General features: G+C 28.7%; 23 protein-coding genes. All 23 read left to right on the forward strand.

Annotated features, from left to right (window positions below; genetic code table 4):
* Window positions 1-82: 82 nt before the first annotated feature.
* The 23 genes from gltX (at window position 83) to QPK10_RS05010 (ending at window position 18,778) form a co-directional block, all read left to right on the forward strand.
* On the forward strand, window positions 83-1,546 hold the full coding sequence (gene gltX, locus QPK10_RS04900; RefSeq protein ID WP_368486886.1) for a glutamate--tRNA ligase: 1,464 nt from the start codon (window positions 83-85) through the stop codon (window positions 1,544-1,546).
* Window positions 1,536-2,768 carry an HD domain-containing protein gene (locus tag QPK10_RS04905; protein ID WP_368486887.1) on the forward strand — a complete coding sequence of 411 codons (1,233 nt, stop codon included), beginning with the start codon at window positions 1,536-1,538 and terminating at the stop codon, window positions 2,766-2,768. Before gltX ends, QPK10_RS04905 begins: the two co-directional genes overlap by 11 nt.
* Window positions 2,769-2,798: 30 nt before the next feature.
* Window positions 2,799-3,338, forward strand: a complete 540-nt coding sequence (gene rpoE / locus QPK10_RS04910; RefSeq protein WP_368486888.1) for a DNA-directed RNA polymerase subunit delta — start codon at window positions 2,799-2,801, stop codon at window positions 3,336-3,338.
* Between the two features lie 85 nt (window positions 3,339-3,423).
* Window positions 3,424-5,025: a CTP synthase gene (locus QPK10_RS04915; protein ID WP_368486889.1), complete on the forward strand. Its 1,602-nt coding sequence runs from the start codon at window positions 3,424-3,426 to the stop codon at window positions 5,023-5,025.
* A 304-nt stretch (window positions 5,026-5,329) separates the two neighbouring features.
* On the forward strand, window positions 5,330-6,616 hold the full coding sequence (locus QPK10_RS04920; RefSeq protein WP_368486936.1) for an adenylosuccinate synthase: 1,287 nt from the start codon (window positions 5,330-5,332) through the stop codon (window positions 6,614-6,616).
* Window positions 6,617-6,621: 5 nt separating this feature from the next.
* Complete coding sequence (gene purB / locus QPK10_RS04925) at window positions 6,622-7,923, forward strand: adenylosuccinate lyase (RefSeq protein ID WP_368486890.1); 1,302 nt, start codon at window positions 6,622-6,624, stop codon at window positions 7,921-7,923.
* A gap of 1 nt (window position 7,924) precedes the next feature.
* Complete coding sequence (pth, locus tag QPK10_RS04930) at window positions 7,925-8,494, forward strand: aminoacyl-tRNA hydrolase (protein WP_368486891.1); 570 nt, start codon at window positions 7,925-7,927, stop codon at window positions 8,492-8,494.
* Between the two features lie 2 nt (window positions 8,495-8,496).
* The gene (gene rsmI, locus QPK10_RS04935; RefSeq protein ID WP_368486892.1) at window positions 8,497-9,369 is read left to right on the forward strand and encodes a 16S rRNA (cytidine(1402)-2'-O)-methyltransferase; all 873 of its coding nucleotides are present in this window, start codon (window positions 8,497-8,499) and stop codon (window positions 9,367-9,369) included.
* Window positions 9,370-9,391: 22 nt separating this feature from the next.
* Entirely contained in the window at window positions 9,392-10,153 is a 762-nt protein-coding gene (locus tag QPK10_RS04940) for a hypothetical protein (RefSeq protein WP_368486893.1), read from the forward strand.
* Window positions 10,154-10,405: 252 nt separating this feature from the next.
* Window positions 10,406-11,278 (forward strand): hypothetical protein, encoded by an 873-nt coding sequence (locus tag QPK10_RS04945; protein ID WP_368486894.1) that lies wholly within the window; start codon window positions 10,406-10,408, stop codon window positions 11,276-11,278.
* A gap of 375 nt (window positions 11,279-11,653) precedes the next feature.
* On the forward strand, window positions 11,654-11,890 hold the full coding sequence (locus QPK10_RS04950) for a hypothetical protein (protein WP_368486895.1): 237 nt from the start codon (window positions 11,654-11,656) through the stop codon (window positions 11,888-11,890).
* 82 nt (window positions 11,891-11,972) lie between these two features.
* Window positions 11,973-13,331 (forward strand): hypothetical protein, encoded by a 1,359-nt coding sequence (locus QPK10_RS04955; protein WP_368486896.1) that lies wholly within the window; start codon window positions 11,973-11,975, stop codon window positions 13,329-13,331.
* 99 nt (window positions 13,332-13,430) lie between these two features.
* Window positions 13,431-13,658: a hypothetical protein gene (locus QPK10_RS04960; protein ID WP_368486897.1), complete on the forward strand. Its 228-nt coding sequence runs from the start codon at window positions 13,431-13,433 to the stop codon at window positions 13,656-13,658.
* Complete coding sequence (locus QPK10_RS04965; protein ID WP_368486898.1) at window positions 13,658-14,029, forward strand: single-stranded DNA-binding protein; 372 nt, start codon at window positions 13,658-13,660, stop codon at window positions 14,027-14,029. The genes QPK10_RS04960 and QPK10_RS04965 overlap by 1 nt, the downstream gene beginning before the upstream one ends.
* Before the next feature lies 1 nt (window position 14,030).
* The gene (locus QPK10_RS04970; RefSeq protein WP_368486899.1) at window positions 14,031-14,429 is read left to right on the forward strand and encodes a hypothetical protein; all 399 of its coding nucleotides are present in this window, start codon (window positions 14,031-14,033) and stop codon (window positions 14,427-14,429) included.
* Between the two features lie 2 nt (window positions 14,430-14,431).
* A complete protein-coding gene (locus QPK10_RS04975) occupies window positions 14,432-14,725 on the forward strand; it encodes a hypothetical protein (RefSeq protein ID WP_368486900.1) in 294 nt (97 codons plus the stop codon).
* A gap of 2 nt (window positions 14,726-14,727) precedes the next feature.
* Window positions 14,728-15,444: a ThiF family adenylyltransferase gene (locus QPK10_RS04980; protein WP_368486901.1), complete on the forward strand. Its 717-nt coding sequence runs from the start codon at window positions 14,728-14,730 to the stop codon at window positions 15,442-15,444.
* Window positions 15,445-15,491: 47 nt separating this feature from the next.
* Window positions 15,492-16,049: a hypothetical protein gene (locus QPK10_RS04985; RefSeq protein WP_368486902.1), complete on the forward strand. Its 558-nt coding sequence runs from the start codon at window positions 15,492-15,494 to the stop codon at window positions 16,047-16,049.
* The gene (locus QPK10_RS04990; RefSeq protein ID WP_368486903.1) at window positions 16,012-16,350 is read left to right on the forward strand and encodes a hypothetical protein; all 339 of its coding nucleotides are present in this window, start codon (window positions 16,012-16,014) and stop codon (window positions 16,348-16,350) included. The genes QPK10_RS04985 and QPK10_RS04990 overlap by 38 nt, the downstream gene beginning before the upstream one ends.
* A gap of 15 nt (window positions 16,351-16,365) precedes the next feature.
* Entirely contained in the window at window positions 16,366-17,016 is a 651-nt protein-coding gene (locus tag QPK10_RS04995; RefSeq protein ID WP_368486904.1) for a hypothetical protein, read from the forward strand.
* Between the two features lie 16 nt (window positions 17,017-17,032).
* Entirely contained in the window at window positions 17,033-17,449 is a 417-nt protein-coding gene (locus QPK10_RS05000; protein WP_368486905.1) for a hypothetical protein, read from the forward strand.
* A gap of 44 nt (window positions 17,450-17,493) precedes the next feature.
* Window positions 17,494-18,027 (forward strand): hypothetical protein, encoded by a 534-nt coding sequence (locus QPK10_RS05005; RefSeq protein ID WP_368486906.1) that lies wholly within the window; start codon window positions 17,494-17,496, stop codon window positions 18,025-18,027.
* 136 nt (window positions 18,028-18,163) lie between these two features.
* Window positions 18,164-18,778 (forward strand): hypothetical protein, encoded by a 615-nt coding sequence (locus tag QPK10_RS05010; RefSeq protein WP_368486907.1) that lies wholly within the window; start codon window positions 18,164-18,166, stop codon window positions 18,776-18,778.
* The last annotated feature ends 192 nt before the right edge of the window (window positions 18,779-18,970 follow it).

Raw genomic sequence — 18,970 nt, forward strand, 5'->3', positions numbered from 1 at the left:
TTTTTTTGTCTTTTTTAAGAAAATACTTATATAATTATTATGTTAAGGGTAGGAAAAATACCAACATTGAGAAGGAGTTATAATGGAAAAGAAAATTAGATTACGATATGCTCCCAGCCCAACGGGATTCTTACATATTGGAAACACCAGAACAGCATTATTTAATTATTTATTAGCAAAACACTACCAGGGTGCTTTTATTTTAAGAATTGAAGACACTGATGTTGAACGAAATGTGGAAGGAGCAATTGCCTCGCAACTAGATAATTTACGTTGATTGGGGATTGAACCAGACGAAACTATTGATAAACCTGGTCAATATGGACCATACACCCAGTTAGAAAGATTACAAACATATGCTCAATATGCCAATAAGTTGTTAGCCACTAAAAAAGCATATTATTGTTTTTGTACGGCTGCGGAATTAGAAGCATCTCGGGAAAAACAACTAGCCCAAGGTTATGCTTCACCCCGTTACGATCGTCGATGCTACCGTCTTTCAGAAACTGAAGTTAATGAAAAATTAAAAAATAATGTACCAAAAAGTATTCGTTTTTTTGTTCCTGATCAGGAAAGTTATGATTTTAATGATTTAGTGCGCGGACCAGTTCATTTTGAATCAAAAGATCTTGGTGACTGAGTAATTATGAAATCAAACGGGATTCCAACTTATAATTTTGCCGTAGTAATTGATGATATTTTAATGGAAATTAGTCATGTTGTTCGTGGGGAAGAGCATATCTCTAATACTCCCAAACAATTAATGATTTATCGAGCTTTTGAAAAAGAACCGCCAATTTTTGCCCACTTGACTTTAATTGTTAATGAACAACATAAAAAATTATCAAAACGCGATGGTCATTTAATGCAGTTTATTAGCCAATACCGTGAAATTGGGTACTTACCTAATGCCATTTTTAATTTTATCGCGTTATTAGGATGGTCACCATTAGGAGAAGAAGAAATTTTTACTAAAGAAGAACTAATTAAAATTTTTGATGAAACAAGACTAAGTAAATCCCCAAGTATGTTTGATGTTAAAAAATTAACTTGAATGAATAATTTATATATTAAAAAAATGAGTGATGAGGAATATTTAGCCTTTACCAAACCTTTTTTAGCAAGCGCTTATGATTTAACAAATAAAGCGGATGATTGATTAACAATGCTCTTATTAATTTATAAAAAAGAACTGCAATATGGTCAAGAAATTGTTGCTTTAACAAAACCGTTCTTTGTTCCGGTTACGGAATTAAGCTCAGAAACAATTGGAATGTTAAGTAATTTAAATAATTATCAAGAATTAATCACCGAGTTTCGCAGTCAAATTAACCAGTTAACAAATTGAAATGAAATAAGTATTAAAGAAATTATTAGCATGTTGGGAAAAACTTTAAATGTTAAGGGAAAAGACTTGTTTATGCCAATTCGAATTTTTGCTTCCCACCAAGAACATGGTCCAGAATTAGCTAAAGTTATTTATTTATTAGGAAAGGAACAAGTTATTAAAAACATTGATAACTTATTAAATAGTAATGAAAAGTAAATTACCATTAATTATTCGTGATAGTGTCCATGGTGACATTGAGTTATGGGAACAAATTGCTGTTAACCTTATCAATAGCCAAGAATTTCAACGCTTACGGCGAATTAACCAACTTGGTGGTGGGCAGTTTATTTTTCCGAGTGCTTCGCACACCCGTTTTACTCATTGCATTGGGGTTTATCATTTAATTAGTGAAATTTTAAAAACAAAATCATTCCAAGCGAATTATCCTGATCCTCGCCAGCAGTTACTAGTTAAATTAGCAGGGTTATTACATGATATTGGTCATGGACCATTTTCCCATACTTTTGAAATGGTCAATGATGTGAATAAAGCTAATATTAGTCATGAAGAATATTCAGCATTAATTATTAAATCACCAACAACACAAGTTAACCAAATTTTAAAACAGGAATTAACTGATGAAGAAATTGCGGAATTATGTTTAATGATTGAAGGAAAGCATCCGGATAAAGTATTATCTTCCTTAGTATCTTCTCAAATTGATGCGGACCGGATGGATTATTTATTACGGGATGGGAAAAACAGCGGGGTTGAATATAGTCATTTAGATGTGCAATGAATTATTCGTCATATTGATATTAAAGATCACAAAATTGTATTCCCACAAAAAACCCAGTATGCCATTGAAAGTTATTTAATTGGGCGTTATCATATGTATAAACAAATTTATCTTCACCCGTTAAGTATTGGTTTTGACCTAACTTTTAAGATGTTTTTTCAAAGATTATATGATTTATACCACACAGGATTTCAATTTAAAAATAATGATATAATAGACTTATTAAAACCATTATTGGAAGGGAAACAAATGACAGCAAGTGCTTATTGCCAACTTGATGATTACACTTTTTTTACTTACATTAAAATGTTAAGTAAGGAAGATGATGAAATTTTACAAAAACTAATCACAATGTTAACTAACCGTAATTTCTTACGGCAAATTGATGCCAAACGAGGTGATTTAGAAGAAATTAAAAAAAATTTGGCAAAAAAATACAAAAACTATTATAATTATTTTATGGTTGAATTTGAGTTAAAACCAGTAAAACTTTATGATGGTGAAAAAAAACCAATATTTATTCAAGTCAATAGTGATATTAAAAATCTAAATGAAATTTCTGAAATCTTTTTAGCAAATAGTGATAAAAAATTACATGGTTCAATATCATATTACACAGTAAATGATGTCTTGAAATAAATTATTAATAATTTAAAAGGGGTAGAACAGATGATGAATGATAATGTTGAATTATTAGAATTAGTATATGAATATTTAAAGAAAATTAAACACAGTGATACTTTTGAAAATATATGAAATGCCATCGCTGTCAATGATATCAGTGTTCAAGGACATAGTAAAGAAGATGTTATTGCTGAATTATATACTGATTTAGTATTAGATAATCGTTTTGTTTTAACAAGTGAAGGTATGTGAGGTTTACGTGAACTTTTAAAATATGATGAAATTAAAAAACAATATGATTATACTGATCAATTTGAAACAACTGAAGAGTTTGAAGATATTGATTTAGATGAAGAAGAAGATGAAGATGATCTTTCTGATCAATTAGATTTTGATGACGACCTTGATGAAGACATTGATGATGATGACGATGATGAAGATTTAACTGAAATTGATTTAGATGATGATTTAGCAGAAACCGAGTTTTCGGTTGATGATGATGACCAAACAGTAGCTGCTAAATTAGGAATTACTGAAGAAATTGACTGACAAGCTTTAGAAAAAGAAATGGAAGAGAATAATTAAATTTTATATGTAATTAGAAACAATTATATATTAATTTTCGATTGTTTCTAATTTTTATTTTTAGTGCAGAAAGGATGGAAAAACTATGACTAAGTATATCTTTGTAACTGGTGGGGTAGTGTCAGGACTAGGAAAAGGAATTACGGCTTCTTCAATTGGGGTCTTGTTAAAAGCAAGTGGTCTGAAGATTTTTATGCAAAAATTTGACCCATATTTAAATGTTGATCCCGGAACAATGAGTCCTTATCAACATGGGGAAGTTTATGTAACTGCTGATGGTGGTGAAACTGATTTAGATTTAGGCCATTATGAACGTTTTATTGACGAAAATTTAACAAAAGAATCAAACATCACTTCTGGTTTTATTTATAAAAATGTTATTGAAAAAGAACGCCGGGGTGAATATGACGGGCGAACTGTCCAAGTTGTGCCCCATATTACTAATGAAATTAAAAATAAGGTTTATTCAGCTGCAAAAAATTCCCAAGCAGATGTTATCATTACTGAAATTGGGGGAACAGTTGGGGACATTGAATCATTGCCTTTTATTGAAGCAATTCGGCAAGTGCGGATTGAAAAAGGTCGGGAAAATGTTATTTTTATGCATGTTTCACTAGTTCCTTATATTGCTGCTTCCAAAGAATCAAAAACAAAACCAACCCAACATTCGGTCCGCGAATTATTATCATTTGGAATTCAACCCGATATTATTGTGGCTCGGACAGAACAACCATTAGATGAAAGTGTGCTAGCCAAAATTGCGTTATTCTGTAATGTTGAATTGCAAAATGTGTTAGTTGCTAATGATGCCAAAACAATTTATGAAGTTCCGTTACATATGTATGAACAAAATGCGCAGTTATCAGTAGCAAAATTATTAAACTTAAAATTACCGCGAACAGATATTAGCCAATGAAACCGTTTTGTGAACCAGATTCATAATTCGCAAGCAGAAATTGTTATTAAACTAGTTGGTAAATATGTTGAATTACCAGATGCTTATTTATCGGTAATGGAATCATTACACATTGCTGGCTATGAAAATAATGTTAAAGTTAAAATTGACTGAATTAAAGCTGATGATGTTTATGAAGATAATTGTTCGGAATTATTAGCAGGGGCCAGTGGAATCTTAGTTCCTGGTGGTTTTGGTGAACGCGGGTTTGAAGGTAAGATTTTAGCAGTTCAATATGCGCGTGAACATAACATCCCTTTTTTAGGAATTTGTTTTGGGATGCAAGCAGCAGTTGTTGAATTTGCCCGTAATGTTTGTAAAATTCAGGGTGCAAATTCAAGTGAATTTGGAGAAACGCTGAACCCGGTAATAGACTTAATTCGGGGTAAAGAAAAAGATGAAGCTCGCGGAGGGACATTGCGCTTAGGAAATTATAAGGCAACTTTATTAAAAGGATCACTAGCAGCGCAGTTATACCACCAAAATGAAGTTTGAGAACGCCACCGTCACCGTTATGAATTTAATAATGACTATCGTAAATTATTACAAGACCACGGAATGATTTTTAGTGGTATTTATCAAGAAAAAGACTTGGTCGAAATTATTGAAATTCCTAGTCACCGGTTCTTTATAGCTTCCCAATACCATCCAGAATTTACTTCCCGACCAAATAAACCAAATCCGTTATTTAATGGGTTTGTAAAAGCAGTTATTGATTATAACAATAAATAAAAAAATAGTAAGGATTTAGATTATTCTTTAATCCTTACTATTTTTATTTAATAAATTTAATTTTTAATAAATATTCTTTTTGCTTTCCCGGTTGTAATTTGTTAACCCAGAGTTTCGCAAAAATATTAGCATAAACTAATTTATAAACTAAAAAATAAATTATTTTTAACATAAATATTTATAATATGTATGTTTTTTTATTAATTATTTTAAAATCCTATATATTTATCTTATTTTATATTATTATTACTTTGTAAATAAAAAATCTAAAATTTAAGGAGAGAATAAAATGCAAGAAGATAAAATAAGAACTTTGGCGGTGGTTGGTAGCCAATGAGGTGATGAGGGAAAAGGAAAAATTACCGATTATTTTGCCCAATCAGCAGATTATGTAGTGCGATGAGCTGGTGGGGATAATGCTGGCCACACAATTGTTATTGATGGGAAAAAATATAAATTGAGTATTGTTCCCTCAGGAGTTTTTAATGCAAACTCAATGAATGTCATTGCAAATGGCTGTGTTGTTAACTTGCGTAAGTTAGTTAGTGAGATTAATTATTTAGCGGAAAATGGTTATGACTGTAAAAACCTTCGCATTAGTAACCGGGCCCATTTAATATTACCGTACCATCTAAAAATTGATGAATTACAAGAAGAATATCGTCAAGATGATTTGATTGGAACTACTAAAAAAGGTGTGGGACCATGTTATCAAGATAAAGCTGAACGAATTGGAATTCGCGTGGGTGATTTATTTGAACCAGAAAACTTTAAAAAAAGATTAACAGCTAATTTAAAATTTAAAAATGAGTTATTAACTAAAATTTTTAATGCTGAACCATTTAGTGTGCAAGAAATTTATGATGAATATTTGGAATTGTTTAACCAAATTAAAGATTTAGTAACTGATACTTCATTATTAATTGATAATGCTATCAAAGCAGGGAAGAAGGTTTTATTTGAAGGAGCCCAAGGAGTGATGCTAGATTTAGATCATGGTACTTATCCATTTGTAACTTCTTCTAATCCTTCCGCTGCATCAATCCCAACTGGGTGTGGAATTGCTCCTCGTTATATTAGTAATGTAATTGGAATTGTGAAAGCCTATAATACTAGAGTGGGGACCGGATCATTTCCTTCGGAAATTACTGGGGAAGTTGCCGATTATATTCGAGAAACTGGTCATGAATATGGAACAGTATCAGGAAGAGCACGCCGGATTGGCTGGTTTGATGCAGTATTAATGAAGCATTCATTACGAGTTAGTGGCTATACAAGTATGGCAATTATGTTATTAGATGTTTTAACTAGTCTTGATAAAATTAAAATTTGCACGAAATATCAATACCAGGGGCACGAAATTGATTATGTTCCAAGCACAATTGCCGAATATGATCAATGCCAGCCAGTTTTTACGGAAGTTGATGGTTGAACAGAAGATATTAGTCAAGTTAAAACTTATGAAGAATTACCAACTAATGCGAAAAAATATTTAGCTAAATTATCTGAAATAGTTGGTGTTCCTATTAGTTTATTTTCGGTTGGCCCTGATCGCGCCCAAACCATTTTAATTGACAAGGAGATATTTTAATAGTTATGATTGAAAGATATTTGGTAAAAGAAATTGCTGACATTTGAAGTGATGACAATAAGTATGCCACATGAGGATTAGTGGAGTTATTAACTTGTGAAGGTTGAAATCAGTTAGGGTTAATTAGTGACCAAGAAGTTGCTGCTTTAAAACAGAATCTAAAAGTTGATATTCCCCGAATGCTTGAAATTGAAACCGAAACTAAACATGATGTGGTTGCTTTTACGAGAATGTTATCAGAACATATGGGTCCCGAAAAAAGATGGATTCATTTAGGGTTAACTTCAACAGATGTTGTTGATACTAGTCAAAATTATTTAATCAAGCAATCTAATTTGATTGTTGAGAAATATTTAAAATTGTTATTAGCAAGTTTAAAAGCAAAAGCATTGCAATATAAAACCCAACTAATTATGGGGCGAACACATGGAATGTATGGTGAACCAACTTCGTTAGGGTTAAAATTTTTGCTGTGGTATGCAGAGTTAACACGAAATATTAAACGTTTTAATTTTGCTAAAGAAAATATTGAGGTAGTGAAGTTAAGTGGCTCGGTTGGTAATTTTGCACATATTGAACCAGAAGTGGAAGCTCATGTTGCTAAAAAATTAGGATTAGGAATTGATCCAATTACAACCCAAGTTACTCCTCGCGATCGCCATATTAATTTATTTACTAGTTTTAGTCAGATTGTTAGTTTATTAGAAAAGATGGCTATTGAGTTTCGTCATTTTCAACGAAGTGAAGTTAACGAAATGGCAGAGGGTTTTAGTGCAAACCAAAAAGGTTCGTCATCAATGCCCCATAAGAAAAACCCTATTAGTTCAGAAAATATTTCAGGTCTGGCGCGGTTAGTGCGCAGTAATATGTTAGTTACTTTTGAAAATAATTTATTATGACATGAACGAGATATTTCCCATAGTAGTAATGAACGGATCATTTTACCAGATACTTATCATTTAGTAGTTTATTTATTAAAACGAATGATTAATGTCATTGATAATCTAGTTGTTAATATTGATAATATTAATCAACATTTAGCCCAGGCAAATAATATTTTTTATAGCCAAGTAGTATTAACGGAAATTATTAAAAAAACAACATATAGTCGTGAAGAAATTTATGATTTTGTGCAAAAATGTACTTTAGAAACACAACAAACCAACCAAGATTTTTTCCAAGTGTTACTTAAAAATAATGTTGAAAAATATCTGTCAAAAGTAGAATTAACAAAATTATTTAATTTAAATTACTTTATTCGGAATGTCGATAAGATTTACGATCGGGTATTACAGAAGGAGTCATAAAATGAAGTTAATTGTTGGTTTAGGGAACCCAGGGGATGAATATAAATACACTCGCCATAATATTGGTTTTTTAGCGTTAGATCGTTTAGTGGAAAAATTTAACCCTGTTGGGCCGAAAAAGAATTTTAATGCTTTTTATTGAGAAACAAAAATCAATGATGAAAAGGTTATTTTTATGAAACCCCAAACTTATATGAATTTAAGTGGGAATGCCGTATTAGCTATCAAACAATTTTATAAAATAAATTTAGAAGATATTATCATTATTCATGATGATAAGGATATTGAATTTGGAGCGTTAAAAATAAAAACCGGTGGTTCAAGTGCTGGTCAAAATGGAATTAAGGACTTAATCAATAAATTAGGGAGTGAAAATTTCAAACGGATTCGAATCGGGATTGGTCGGGACCACCAAATTGATTTAAAAGATTGGGTTTTGGGAAAATTTACTAAACAGCAGCTAGCAACTATTAATAATGATATTTTGGTGCGGGTTGAAGAAATCTTCATTCGTTATTTATTAAAACAAGAAAGTTTTAATAAGATAATGAGTTTATTTAATGCAAAATAATAATGAAACAATATAGTTTTAAAAGTAATAATCCCAAACTTTATTTAATTGCCACTCCAATTGGAAATTTACAAGAATTTAGTCCCCGCGCCATAGCAATTCTTCAAAACGAAGTCGGGAAAATTTATTGTGAGGATACCCGGAATACCATTAAACTGCTTAACCATTTTAATATTAAAAAGAAACTAATATCCTTAAATAAGGATAATGAAAAAACCAGATATCAAGAGTTACTTCATAGTCCTGATCACCCTGAATCAATTGCATTAGTTAGTGATGCGGGATATCCGTTGATTAGTGATCCAGGGTATTATTTTGTTAACCATTTAATGCACGAACTAAACTATGATATTGTCCCAGTTAATGGATCAAGTGCTTTTTTAAGTGCGTTAATTAGTTCTGGCCTTGATCCTCGCCACTTCTTATTTTATGGTTTTTTAAGTCATCAGAAAAATAAAAAACAGGGGGAACTAGAAAGTTTACAACAGGTGCCATACCCAATTATTTTTTATGAATCACCCCACCGGTTAATTGAGACATTACAATTATTGCTAACAATATTTAATGATCGCCAAGTTTGCGTAGCTAAAGAAATAACAAAAATTCATGAGCAATTTTATCGTGGTAAAATTAGTGATATTATAGAGGAAATTATGAAAGATGATAATTATCAATTTGGCGAATATACAATTGTAATTGCGGGGAATACTGAAAATTTAGCTGCGGTCTCACTTAGTGATGACCAGTTAATTGCTGAAATTAATACTTTAATTAAAGAACAAAATTATAAAGCTAAGCAGGCAATTGATATTGTGGCAAATAAATACCACATTAGTAAAAATATTTTATATAATAAGTATCATAAGAAAGACTAGCAGATTATTAAAGGGGTAGATTATGAAAAGACAAAATATTAAGGTGGCAAAATTAATATTTTATCTAGCAATTATTGGGCTAGTTTTATTTTCACTATCTTTATCTTTTTGGTATACGTTACTCCATTATAAATTAAATTGAATTAACTTTGCTTTTTACACTTTTTCATGATGAAGTGTTCAAACTAGTTTAATTTTATTATTGTTTGCGCTTGGTGGGGTCATTAATATTTTTTGGCCAAAATATTTACAATTTATTAATAATGATAATTTTAAATTATTCTTAGTTTTTATCTCCGTGGTAACTTCAATCTTTTTTACGATTGGGATCTTTGTCAGTTTAGCAACTAATACTAAATTTACTCCTAATAATGATGGCCAAGCAATTTACTGAATATCAACGGCCATTGGCCATTGAATTTTACCCATCGCTATTATTATTTATTTTTTTGTTAATTCCGAAGTTAAGGAAATTAATCTTAAAAGATTTTATTTAAAGGATTTGCATAAGTTCTATTATTTCCCAATTGGTTATACAATTTATATTGCAGTTCGGGAAGTTGTTTTATTAGTCCTGCCAGTTGATGAAAAGTTGTTTAATTATGCCAGCGGGGTTGGTAATTATTATGCCCCTTATTTTTTCCAAGATTTTCGCCAAACTGCGTATTATATTTTATATTTAATTGTCTTAGCAATTCTTATTTTCTTAATTTTAACAATTTTAATTCTCATTAATAATATTCGTTATTATAGAAGAAAAAACCAGTTATTAAAAGAAGAATAATTTTATTTTTTCTTAATATTTATGTAATTAAAGAGTATAATAATTAAGTGTAGGCGAAATATTAAAACTGAATCATAATTAGAGTATTTAAAATACCAAAATTTATTCGTGAGGATAATTTTGGTATTTTTAATTAAAACAGCGAATAATAATATTTAGAAATGAAAAACTAATTAGGTTAATTAATATCATATTTTAGTTTTTTAGGATAAAATAATAGTGTTAATATACTAAAAAGAAGGGAAAACCAATATGTCAGAAAATAATTTTTGAAGTAATGTCGAAACTGGGATGAATAACTATTTAACAAAATATTTAAGTTTGTTTAAAGAAAGTTACCAAAAACCAGAAGTATATAAAGATGAAAAAGTTGACGCTTTTTTAAAAGGTTTAGAAGGTAAAGAAGGGTTTGAACAAGTTTTTAATTATGTGCGAGTAGAAATTAAACCCTTATTTGACCAAATCCGTACTAGCTATTTAGCGGATAAAAAACCAGAAGAAATTGAACAAAATAAAATTAATACTTTAATTGAAGTAAGTAAACTATTCAATGCGATTATTCCGTTACCGCGATTTTTAAATGATTTTATGGTGAGTGCCAAAGAATCATCACCAGTTGATTTAAATAAATTATTTGTCAATATGATGAAATTAGAAGTTAATGAATTAACTAAAATTTATGATGAAGAAATTAAAGGAATGGACCCGGTAATTGATAATTGTGTTGCTGATTTAAATAAATCAGAGGATGCTTTAGAAATTTGAAATTTTATTAATCAATTTGGGTTGTTCTTACAACGTGATATGGCCCTAACTGAATACAACCAAAGTGAAGAAGACAAAAAATTTGATGAACAACTTAAAAATATTGATAAAATTGAACAAGACTTTAAAGATGGAAAAATTCAATTACCAGAATTTAATAAAGATCGTTTAGTAGAAGAAGTCAATAAATACCATAGTTTTGTAACAGAAATGACTGCGGAAACCCGCCAAGAAGTAGCTGATAAAGCAATTAATTACCGCAATAAAGTTTTACCACTAGTCCAAATTGTTCAATGTTTACATGATTTATTAATTAACATTTTAACAGCAACTAACATTATTAATGCTGATAAACAATAACCAAAATTTTAAAATAATAACTTTGTTATCTTGAAATATTTTAAATTCCAGATATAATAGAAGTATGGAGTTAGATTTATATCTACTCTCGGCAAAAACGGGTATGCCCGTTTTTTATTTACCAGCGACGGAATAAAATAAGTGTTTGCTGGAAAAACCCAGTAAATTAGGCATAAATTTAATAAAGTTAACAAGACTGAAGAAATTCAGTCTTTTTTTGTTGCAAAGTGCATATATATAAATCTTGGGTTTAGTTAGGTTGGGCCTCTTTCTAAAATGATTTACTAAATTAACTACTTAAATAATAATTTCTAGCTTTAATTAAATTCAAGATTTATATATATGCACAAACTTTCAGAAAGAGGTTAACTAAATATGACAAGAAGAGAATTTTTATTGGAATTACGTTTAACATGTGAATTCTATTGTAAAAAACATAACCAAGATATGAAATATTTTGAAGAAACATTAGGAACTTTAATTTGTTTTGATTGTGCTGTTGAAGAAGCTCCCAAATATTTTGAATATGACATTGAAGACCAGCAATTTGAAAAAACTGAAGAGTTTTTAAATGATTTGGGTTTTATTGATTTATCAGAAGTATCAAATTAAAAATATAACTTATTATTTCTAATTTAGGCGTTTTAGAAATAATGTAATTTTTAACGCCTCCATTTTGAGAGGAGTAAGCAAAGTGTTTAAAATAATTGAACCAAATTCAAGAGAATATAGATTAAAAAATATTATTACCCTTACTGAATTGGGTGATACTGCCAATCTTCGCTTCACACAGATGCCTTATAAAGTATGAAGTGAACCAGATAGTATAAAAGTGGATAATGGTGAATCATACTATAGTTATACATTAGGAAGATATATTCAAACGAAACCTACTAGAATTCCGATTTCATATCTTTTTGCTAATAAGAAAATATTAGGAACTGACTCACCGATGCAAATAGATGATGAGTTAAATGAAAATTTAATGGAAGAGGATTTTGTAAAATCAAGAAGTAGTTTAAACCGTAGTCGACAAAACGTTCAACACTTATGCAAGTTAAACTTTGCTCCTGGTGATTATTTTTTAACTTTAACTTTTAAGGAGAATATAACAGACATTAAAAAAGCTAATGAATATTTTAATAAATTTAATATCCGCTTTAATAAATACTTAAAAACAAGAAATGCTGAATATAAATGATTATTGGTTTATGAATATCAACAACGTGGTGCAGTACATTTTCACATAATGCTTAAAAACACTATTAATTTAGATTTACAAAAATTAACAGTTAATAAATTCAAAGATGGAAAATGAAAAGGTTACCAGACAGTTTTTAAATCAAATGTTATTGAAAAATTATGACCTTACGGTTTTAATACATGTTTAAAAATTGAAAACAGAAGTTTTAGTGAAAAAGATACCATTGGTAAATTATCTACCTATATGTCAAAATATATTACTAAAATGTTTTATGATAATAATTCTGAAACTGATGAAGTTTCTAAATATACAAAAGAATGCAAAATGAAAAATATTAATGATTATAAATCAAGATTATTTAGAGCTAGTAGGACTTTAATTAGACCCGTCAAAAAACGTTTAGTAACTGACTATGAACACAAAATGAGTGTTGTCATTCAAGAGTTATTTCAGAAAAAGTTATATGGTGGTCGAAAAAATGATATTAAAGTAGAAACATCTGATGGAACTTTAAAGAAAATAGGTTACACAATTAATTTTGAATTTGATATTGAATCAGCTAGATTGATTTTTGAATATTTATGTGATTTAGAAAAAATGAAAGATGAAAATACTTTTGCTAATGGTTCAACATTTGATAGTCTGGATTTGAAAATTAAAGGATATGCCCATAATCCGACAGTCACATTTTCAGATGATTTACAAATTAATTTAAAGTTATTAAAAAAACAATATGGGATGAAAGGCGGAATGCTTCGTCGTCGATATTATGAACAGAACTATTATGAAAAACGAAAATTCCGCAATCGAAGACTACTTGATAGTACCAACATAACTCTTACCAAGTAAGAAAATAAACTATCGGTAGTTTGAACTAAAACCTGCTTTTAAGTAGACGTGGGTCAAATCCCACCCGATTTTTGTTGCAAAGAGAAAGGAAGTGCTATTTTGTCGTCAAATAATAATTCAAAATCAATTAAAGATAGGGTCAATGTAACTTCTATAAATAATCCTCATGAATTTTGTGATGCTTGTGGATTAGACAAGCAGCATTCAGAAATAATTCGTATTACTGGACCATTCTCCAAAACGGACTTATGTCATGAAGATAGTAAAAAATTAGTTGAAAAAATTGAAACAGAATTAATTAAAACGAAGAAAGAAGGTAAACAATAATGTTAAATAAAGTAACACTAGTTGGAAGATTAACAAGAGATTTAGAACTACGTAGTTCAGTTAACGGCAAACCATATGTGGGTTTTACATTAGCAGTGAATAGTAATTTTACTGATCAAGCAGCATTTATTCCTTGCTATGCTTGAAATAAAACTGCCGAGAATATGGTTAAGTATTTAAACAAGGGATCATTAATTGCCTTAGATGGACGAATAGATACAAGAGTAGAAGTCAAAGATGGAGTACAATATACAATTGTTCAAGTTGTAGCTAATTCAATTTCATTCTTGAATTCAATAACAAAAAAAGAGCTTGTTTCAGAAACTGAACCAATTAAGTTTGATGGTGATGATGCCATTTTGTGAGATTAAAATGCCAAGAACATTTAAAGATGCTAAAGCATGGCTAGATACTTATGAATGTCAAACCAAAGATGAGCAAGAATTAATTGTTGGATTTCAAGATATTCTAGAGGAATTAGAATCTGAATACAAAAAAGATCAAGAAGAATGTCACAAAAATGTAAAGGAAAAATATGAATTGTATCAGCAAAACGAAGTATTTAAAAAACAGCAATTATTTCAGAAAGATTTTGATGGTATAGAAACATTTTTTGGCGAAGGAGATTGAACTGGTTACACAGAGCAAAGACCTTGAATTAAAATGCATAAAACAAAAAAATTAGCAATATGTGATTGTCCTAAACCTTGTGGCTGATATTTAGGACATTATCGAACTCATGATGAGTATTTAAAAAAGAAAGGAAAATAAGGATGGGAGTATACAAAATAGATAATTTTATGGTGTTTCAAATTTCTACTTGCTATCTTTGTAATGATAAAAAAGTAAGAGTGCAAAAGTGAGATAAATTAGTAAATGCCTGACTCTGCTTAAAGTGCTGAAAGCAAATTTTAAATGATGGGTTATCTGATGAAATCAAAATTGATAAAAATGGCATTGAGTATGTTGAATACAAGTTTATTAATGAACAAAATAAAGAAACAATTTCTAATATTGCTATTTTAGACATTATAAGAAAACTAAAACAAATAGAAAGCGTGGGATAATAATGAATTATTATATCATACTAGGATGTGGTGGAACTGGTGGTAATTTAGCACCTAAATTAGCTCGTTTCACATCCAATGAAGACTCCATTTTATTGATTGATGGTGACATTGTCACTGAAAATAATTTACTTCGCCAACCATTCCAAAAACACGATTTGGCTTTAAATAAAGCGGAAGCATTATGCAAAAAAATTAATAGTGTTACACAACATACAAATTGTTATTACATTGATCAATATATAGATGAAAATACTAAATGGCACACCATTATCACGAAAGATATTATTCAAAAATATTCTTCAATTTATTTTATTTCTTGTGTTGATAATCATCCGGCAAGAATTCTATTTGAAAATGTATTTAAGCAATCAGCTTTACAATATAAGAACTGATCGGATATTAATCATTCATATAATTCATACAAGTTAGTTTTTATTGATTCTGCCAATGAAGATACATATGGTGATATAGTTGTATGCAATAATTTAAAGGTAAAGCTACGGAGTAATTATTATCCTAAAATTAAAACTGACAATAAAGGCAAAAAACTAAATGGAGTTTGTGAGCAAATTATTGCAGAAGGGTCATTACAACAATATACAACGAATGATAATGCAAGCAATCTTATTTTAAAAATTATTTCAGATTTAAAAAACATAAAGTTACCGGCAATAGTATATTTTGATACTTTTAATTTAAAAATATGTCATCAGTAATTAACACTAATCTGAAGTATGTTAACTTTTTAAAAGGGATTGAAAAATTGCAAAAATGCGATATTGATTTGTTAATTGAGTTCTACAAATTATTTGACTATAAAAGTAATAACAGATTTACAATTCGCAAATGACACAAATTAACAGCTGTTGACTATTTTTTGCTTAATGTTCCTATTTCACAAAGTGATTGAAATCATATGTTATCTATTGTGGTTAGTGATTTTAATATTTATGGAATGGAACCAGAAATTTATATCTTTGAAGAAAATACTGAATATATTATTTTCTCTAATCATTCGTTTAAAGGTTACTCATACAAAAAATTACATGAATGGTATCAAAAATGAATTACAACGGTAACTAAAGAATTTAAATATTTTGAAGTTTTAAAATATGAAGACCCGCTTTTGAAAGAGTGGACTGCCTATAACCATTTAAATCAGTTAGTTAAAAAGAAACATAAATTTTATTATGTCATTAAAGCTAAACTTGCTCCATCAATAGAACGCTGAGAACAATTTAATGAGGCATTACTATTTAATAGATATTTGCGAGATACATTATATGAGTCTAATGGAAACTTTAGCTGAAAATATTACTAGTAAAAAAGAGAAAATAGTATATGCGTATGAAAAATTGTTGCCGCTTTGGCGCCAAATTAGAATTTACAATATCTTAGAAGCATTTTATGATGTTTTAGATGTTGGCTATATAAAACGATATTCTTCAAATGGGTTAGATTTAGAAAAATTAATTGAATATATTAGTTTAATTAAAAATTCACCAATTCCGAATGTGACAGAACAAGAACTAGCAACGATGCCAAAACGTGATTATTGAAAGAAACAAAAATATATTGAGATATTGTTCGCAAGAACAGATGATTATGAAATACTTTTTTAGAAAGGAGTAAGAAAAATGTACTCTTATAGTAAAGTTAATTTAACATATGATTTTAAAAAATCAAAAGATTATATTTATTGTGATATTGAATTAGCAAATGGTTTAAAAAATAATGGCTATGCTGAAATTAGACATGTTATTAACTTTTTGATAACCCATTTGCCTATTAATTATTCAATTCCAACTAATTTATTAGCAACCAAAGATTTAGAAAACGGATTATATTATGCAATTTTTTATAGTCCACAAAGCATCAAAGATATTGAAGCATATGCAAGAGGCAAATATGTTCATAAAACAATTTATTTACCCCAATTAGTTTACAAAGTAGTCTTTAGTGAAAATCTCAGTGAAAAAAACAATTGAAAGATTTACATCTACGCTTTCGAAGGAACATTAACAAAAGATACTAAATTGTATGCTCTTAAATTGCCACACTTCTTTACTGATAGTGGTTTATGTCAAGGAAACATTAGTAGAGAATTGGACATCAACGATTTTAATGAAGCTAGCAAAGCAATAAATATTATTTTTAATACCAGGTTTATTCATGAATGAACTGAAGACTATCAAATTTGAGAAGAAAGCTCTCATTTTACCAACGGTTTAAATGGACTTTCAAATTACCATGAAGCAAAAACTTTTGAAGAGTTTTTGAGTGAATAGAAAGTAGGAAAGTTATATGACAAAGCAATTAAATATTTTTGGTGAAGAAGAAACAATAACATCAAAAAAAGAAACAAGTTTAATTTTACCAAGTTTTAAACTAAAAACTGGAAATACGAATTCAACGATAGATACTATTGAAATTAATAAAGAAGATAATTCAGTTAAAGAATCAAAAAATAAGAAAAAAGAAAAAGAAGTTAATGAGATAATTAATATCCCATCTGGTGCAATTTTGAGAATTGATGGCAAAGAATATCAAAACAAACTAGTCATTATTCCGGGCGAAACTTATACTTTAAATCAAATCAAAGACCAAATTGTTAATCCTAAAGGTAACATTAATAAATTTGAATTAAAATCAGCTGAATTAAAATATGATGCAAAATTTAATGTCTTTTACCCAATCAAGGAAAGTCCAAAAAAAGGATAGTTTCTTGATACTAATAATTTTTAAAAATAGGAAAGAGGGGTAAAATGGAATATTTTCAAATTGAAGACAAATTTTATGATTTAATAATTAACAAAAAGAAAACAATCGAAATTAGAAAACAAAAATCATTAAGTAAAGTTATTCGATTTTCATATAATCAAAATTTAGGCTTTGCTATCCCTTTAATAAATTTAAATGGTCAAGATTGTTTAGGAATATTAAAATTTAGTGGTTTTCTTGAAATTAAAAAAGTTGATTTGATTCATTTTTATGAAAACACAAATAAAGATGAATGAAAAGAAAATGAGTGTCAATGTAGTATTTGCTGCGAAATTTACTGAAAATTTGATATGGCAATAAATCGTCACTGAATTATTGATAATTGAGATTGAATAATAAAGTATTTAGAAGCAGAAGATAGATTCATTGTTTATTTTATTTCTAGTCTTCAACAAACTAATCAAGTTCGTTGCTTAAATGATAATAAGTTATTATTTAAGCAGTTTAATAAATCCATTGAGATTAAATGTGGTAAATGCAAAAAGATTCATATTTTAACATTGGATAAGAAGAATTAGTGTTATACTTATATTGTAAAACTTTATAGTGAATATTGTTTTGAATGCTAGACATCTGACAAGTTTATGTGAAAGATTAAATAATCTTTTGTGTTTGCTTGTTGGGTGTCTTTTTTTGTTTAAGGGAGGAAATTTTATGAGTGTAATAAACATTAAAAATACAAACAATGCAGTTATTTCAACTGAAATACCAGAATATGTCTTAAATTTTGTAGATGTATTAAATGAAAAAGAGTTAATTAAAAGTTTATATTTTTCAAATTCAAAAGATGAAGTTATAAGTGAGATGAATTTTTTAATTCAGGAAAGTGGTTATGCTCCAGCAGAACTAGAGATAATAAATATTCATAATGATTATGCAACATTTACATCTTATCAAGAGTGAAAAGCTAGTAGGGAAAAAATAAACACAGATCTTTTTCTGTTAAAAATTAATGAATTAGTAAAACAATCAGATGCAAAATTAGAAAAATGAGATAATGATGAGCCATATAATGATATTGATGATGGTCAAGAGCATCACAATGAAATGGGTTTTAATGTAGGATTAAATCAGTGCTTAAAAATTTATAAAGAAATTATATTAGATAATCAAGTCCAAAATGATAATTCAAAAAATTATGTCACTAAATTGGAAAAAATAATAATTACAATTCAACAAGAAAATGAAAAATTAAAAGAAAGTTTAAAATTGATTGATAACAAGCATTCTAAATTAATAGAAGATAAACAATTAGAATTTTCAAGATAAAATTTAATAATTTAGCGACTATTGAAACAAGTGTTTCTGCCATGTCCAAATAAAGTAGGCAAGCTATTTTATTTGGAATTTTTATTTAAAAAGAAAAATTTGGTAGTTTGATCTAAAACCTAAGATAACGCCTAAATAATCTTAGACGTAGGTAACCAATCCTGCCCAAATGTTTTTATAGAAAGGAGTAAA

Origin of the sequence: Spiroplasma sp. DGKH1 (assembly GCF_040940205.1) — a bacterium.
Taxonomy (GTDB): Bacteria; Bacillota_I; Bacilli_A; order Mycoplasmatales; family Mycoplasmataceae; genus Spiroplasma.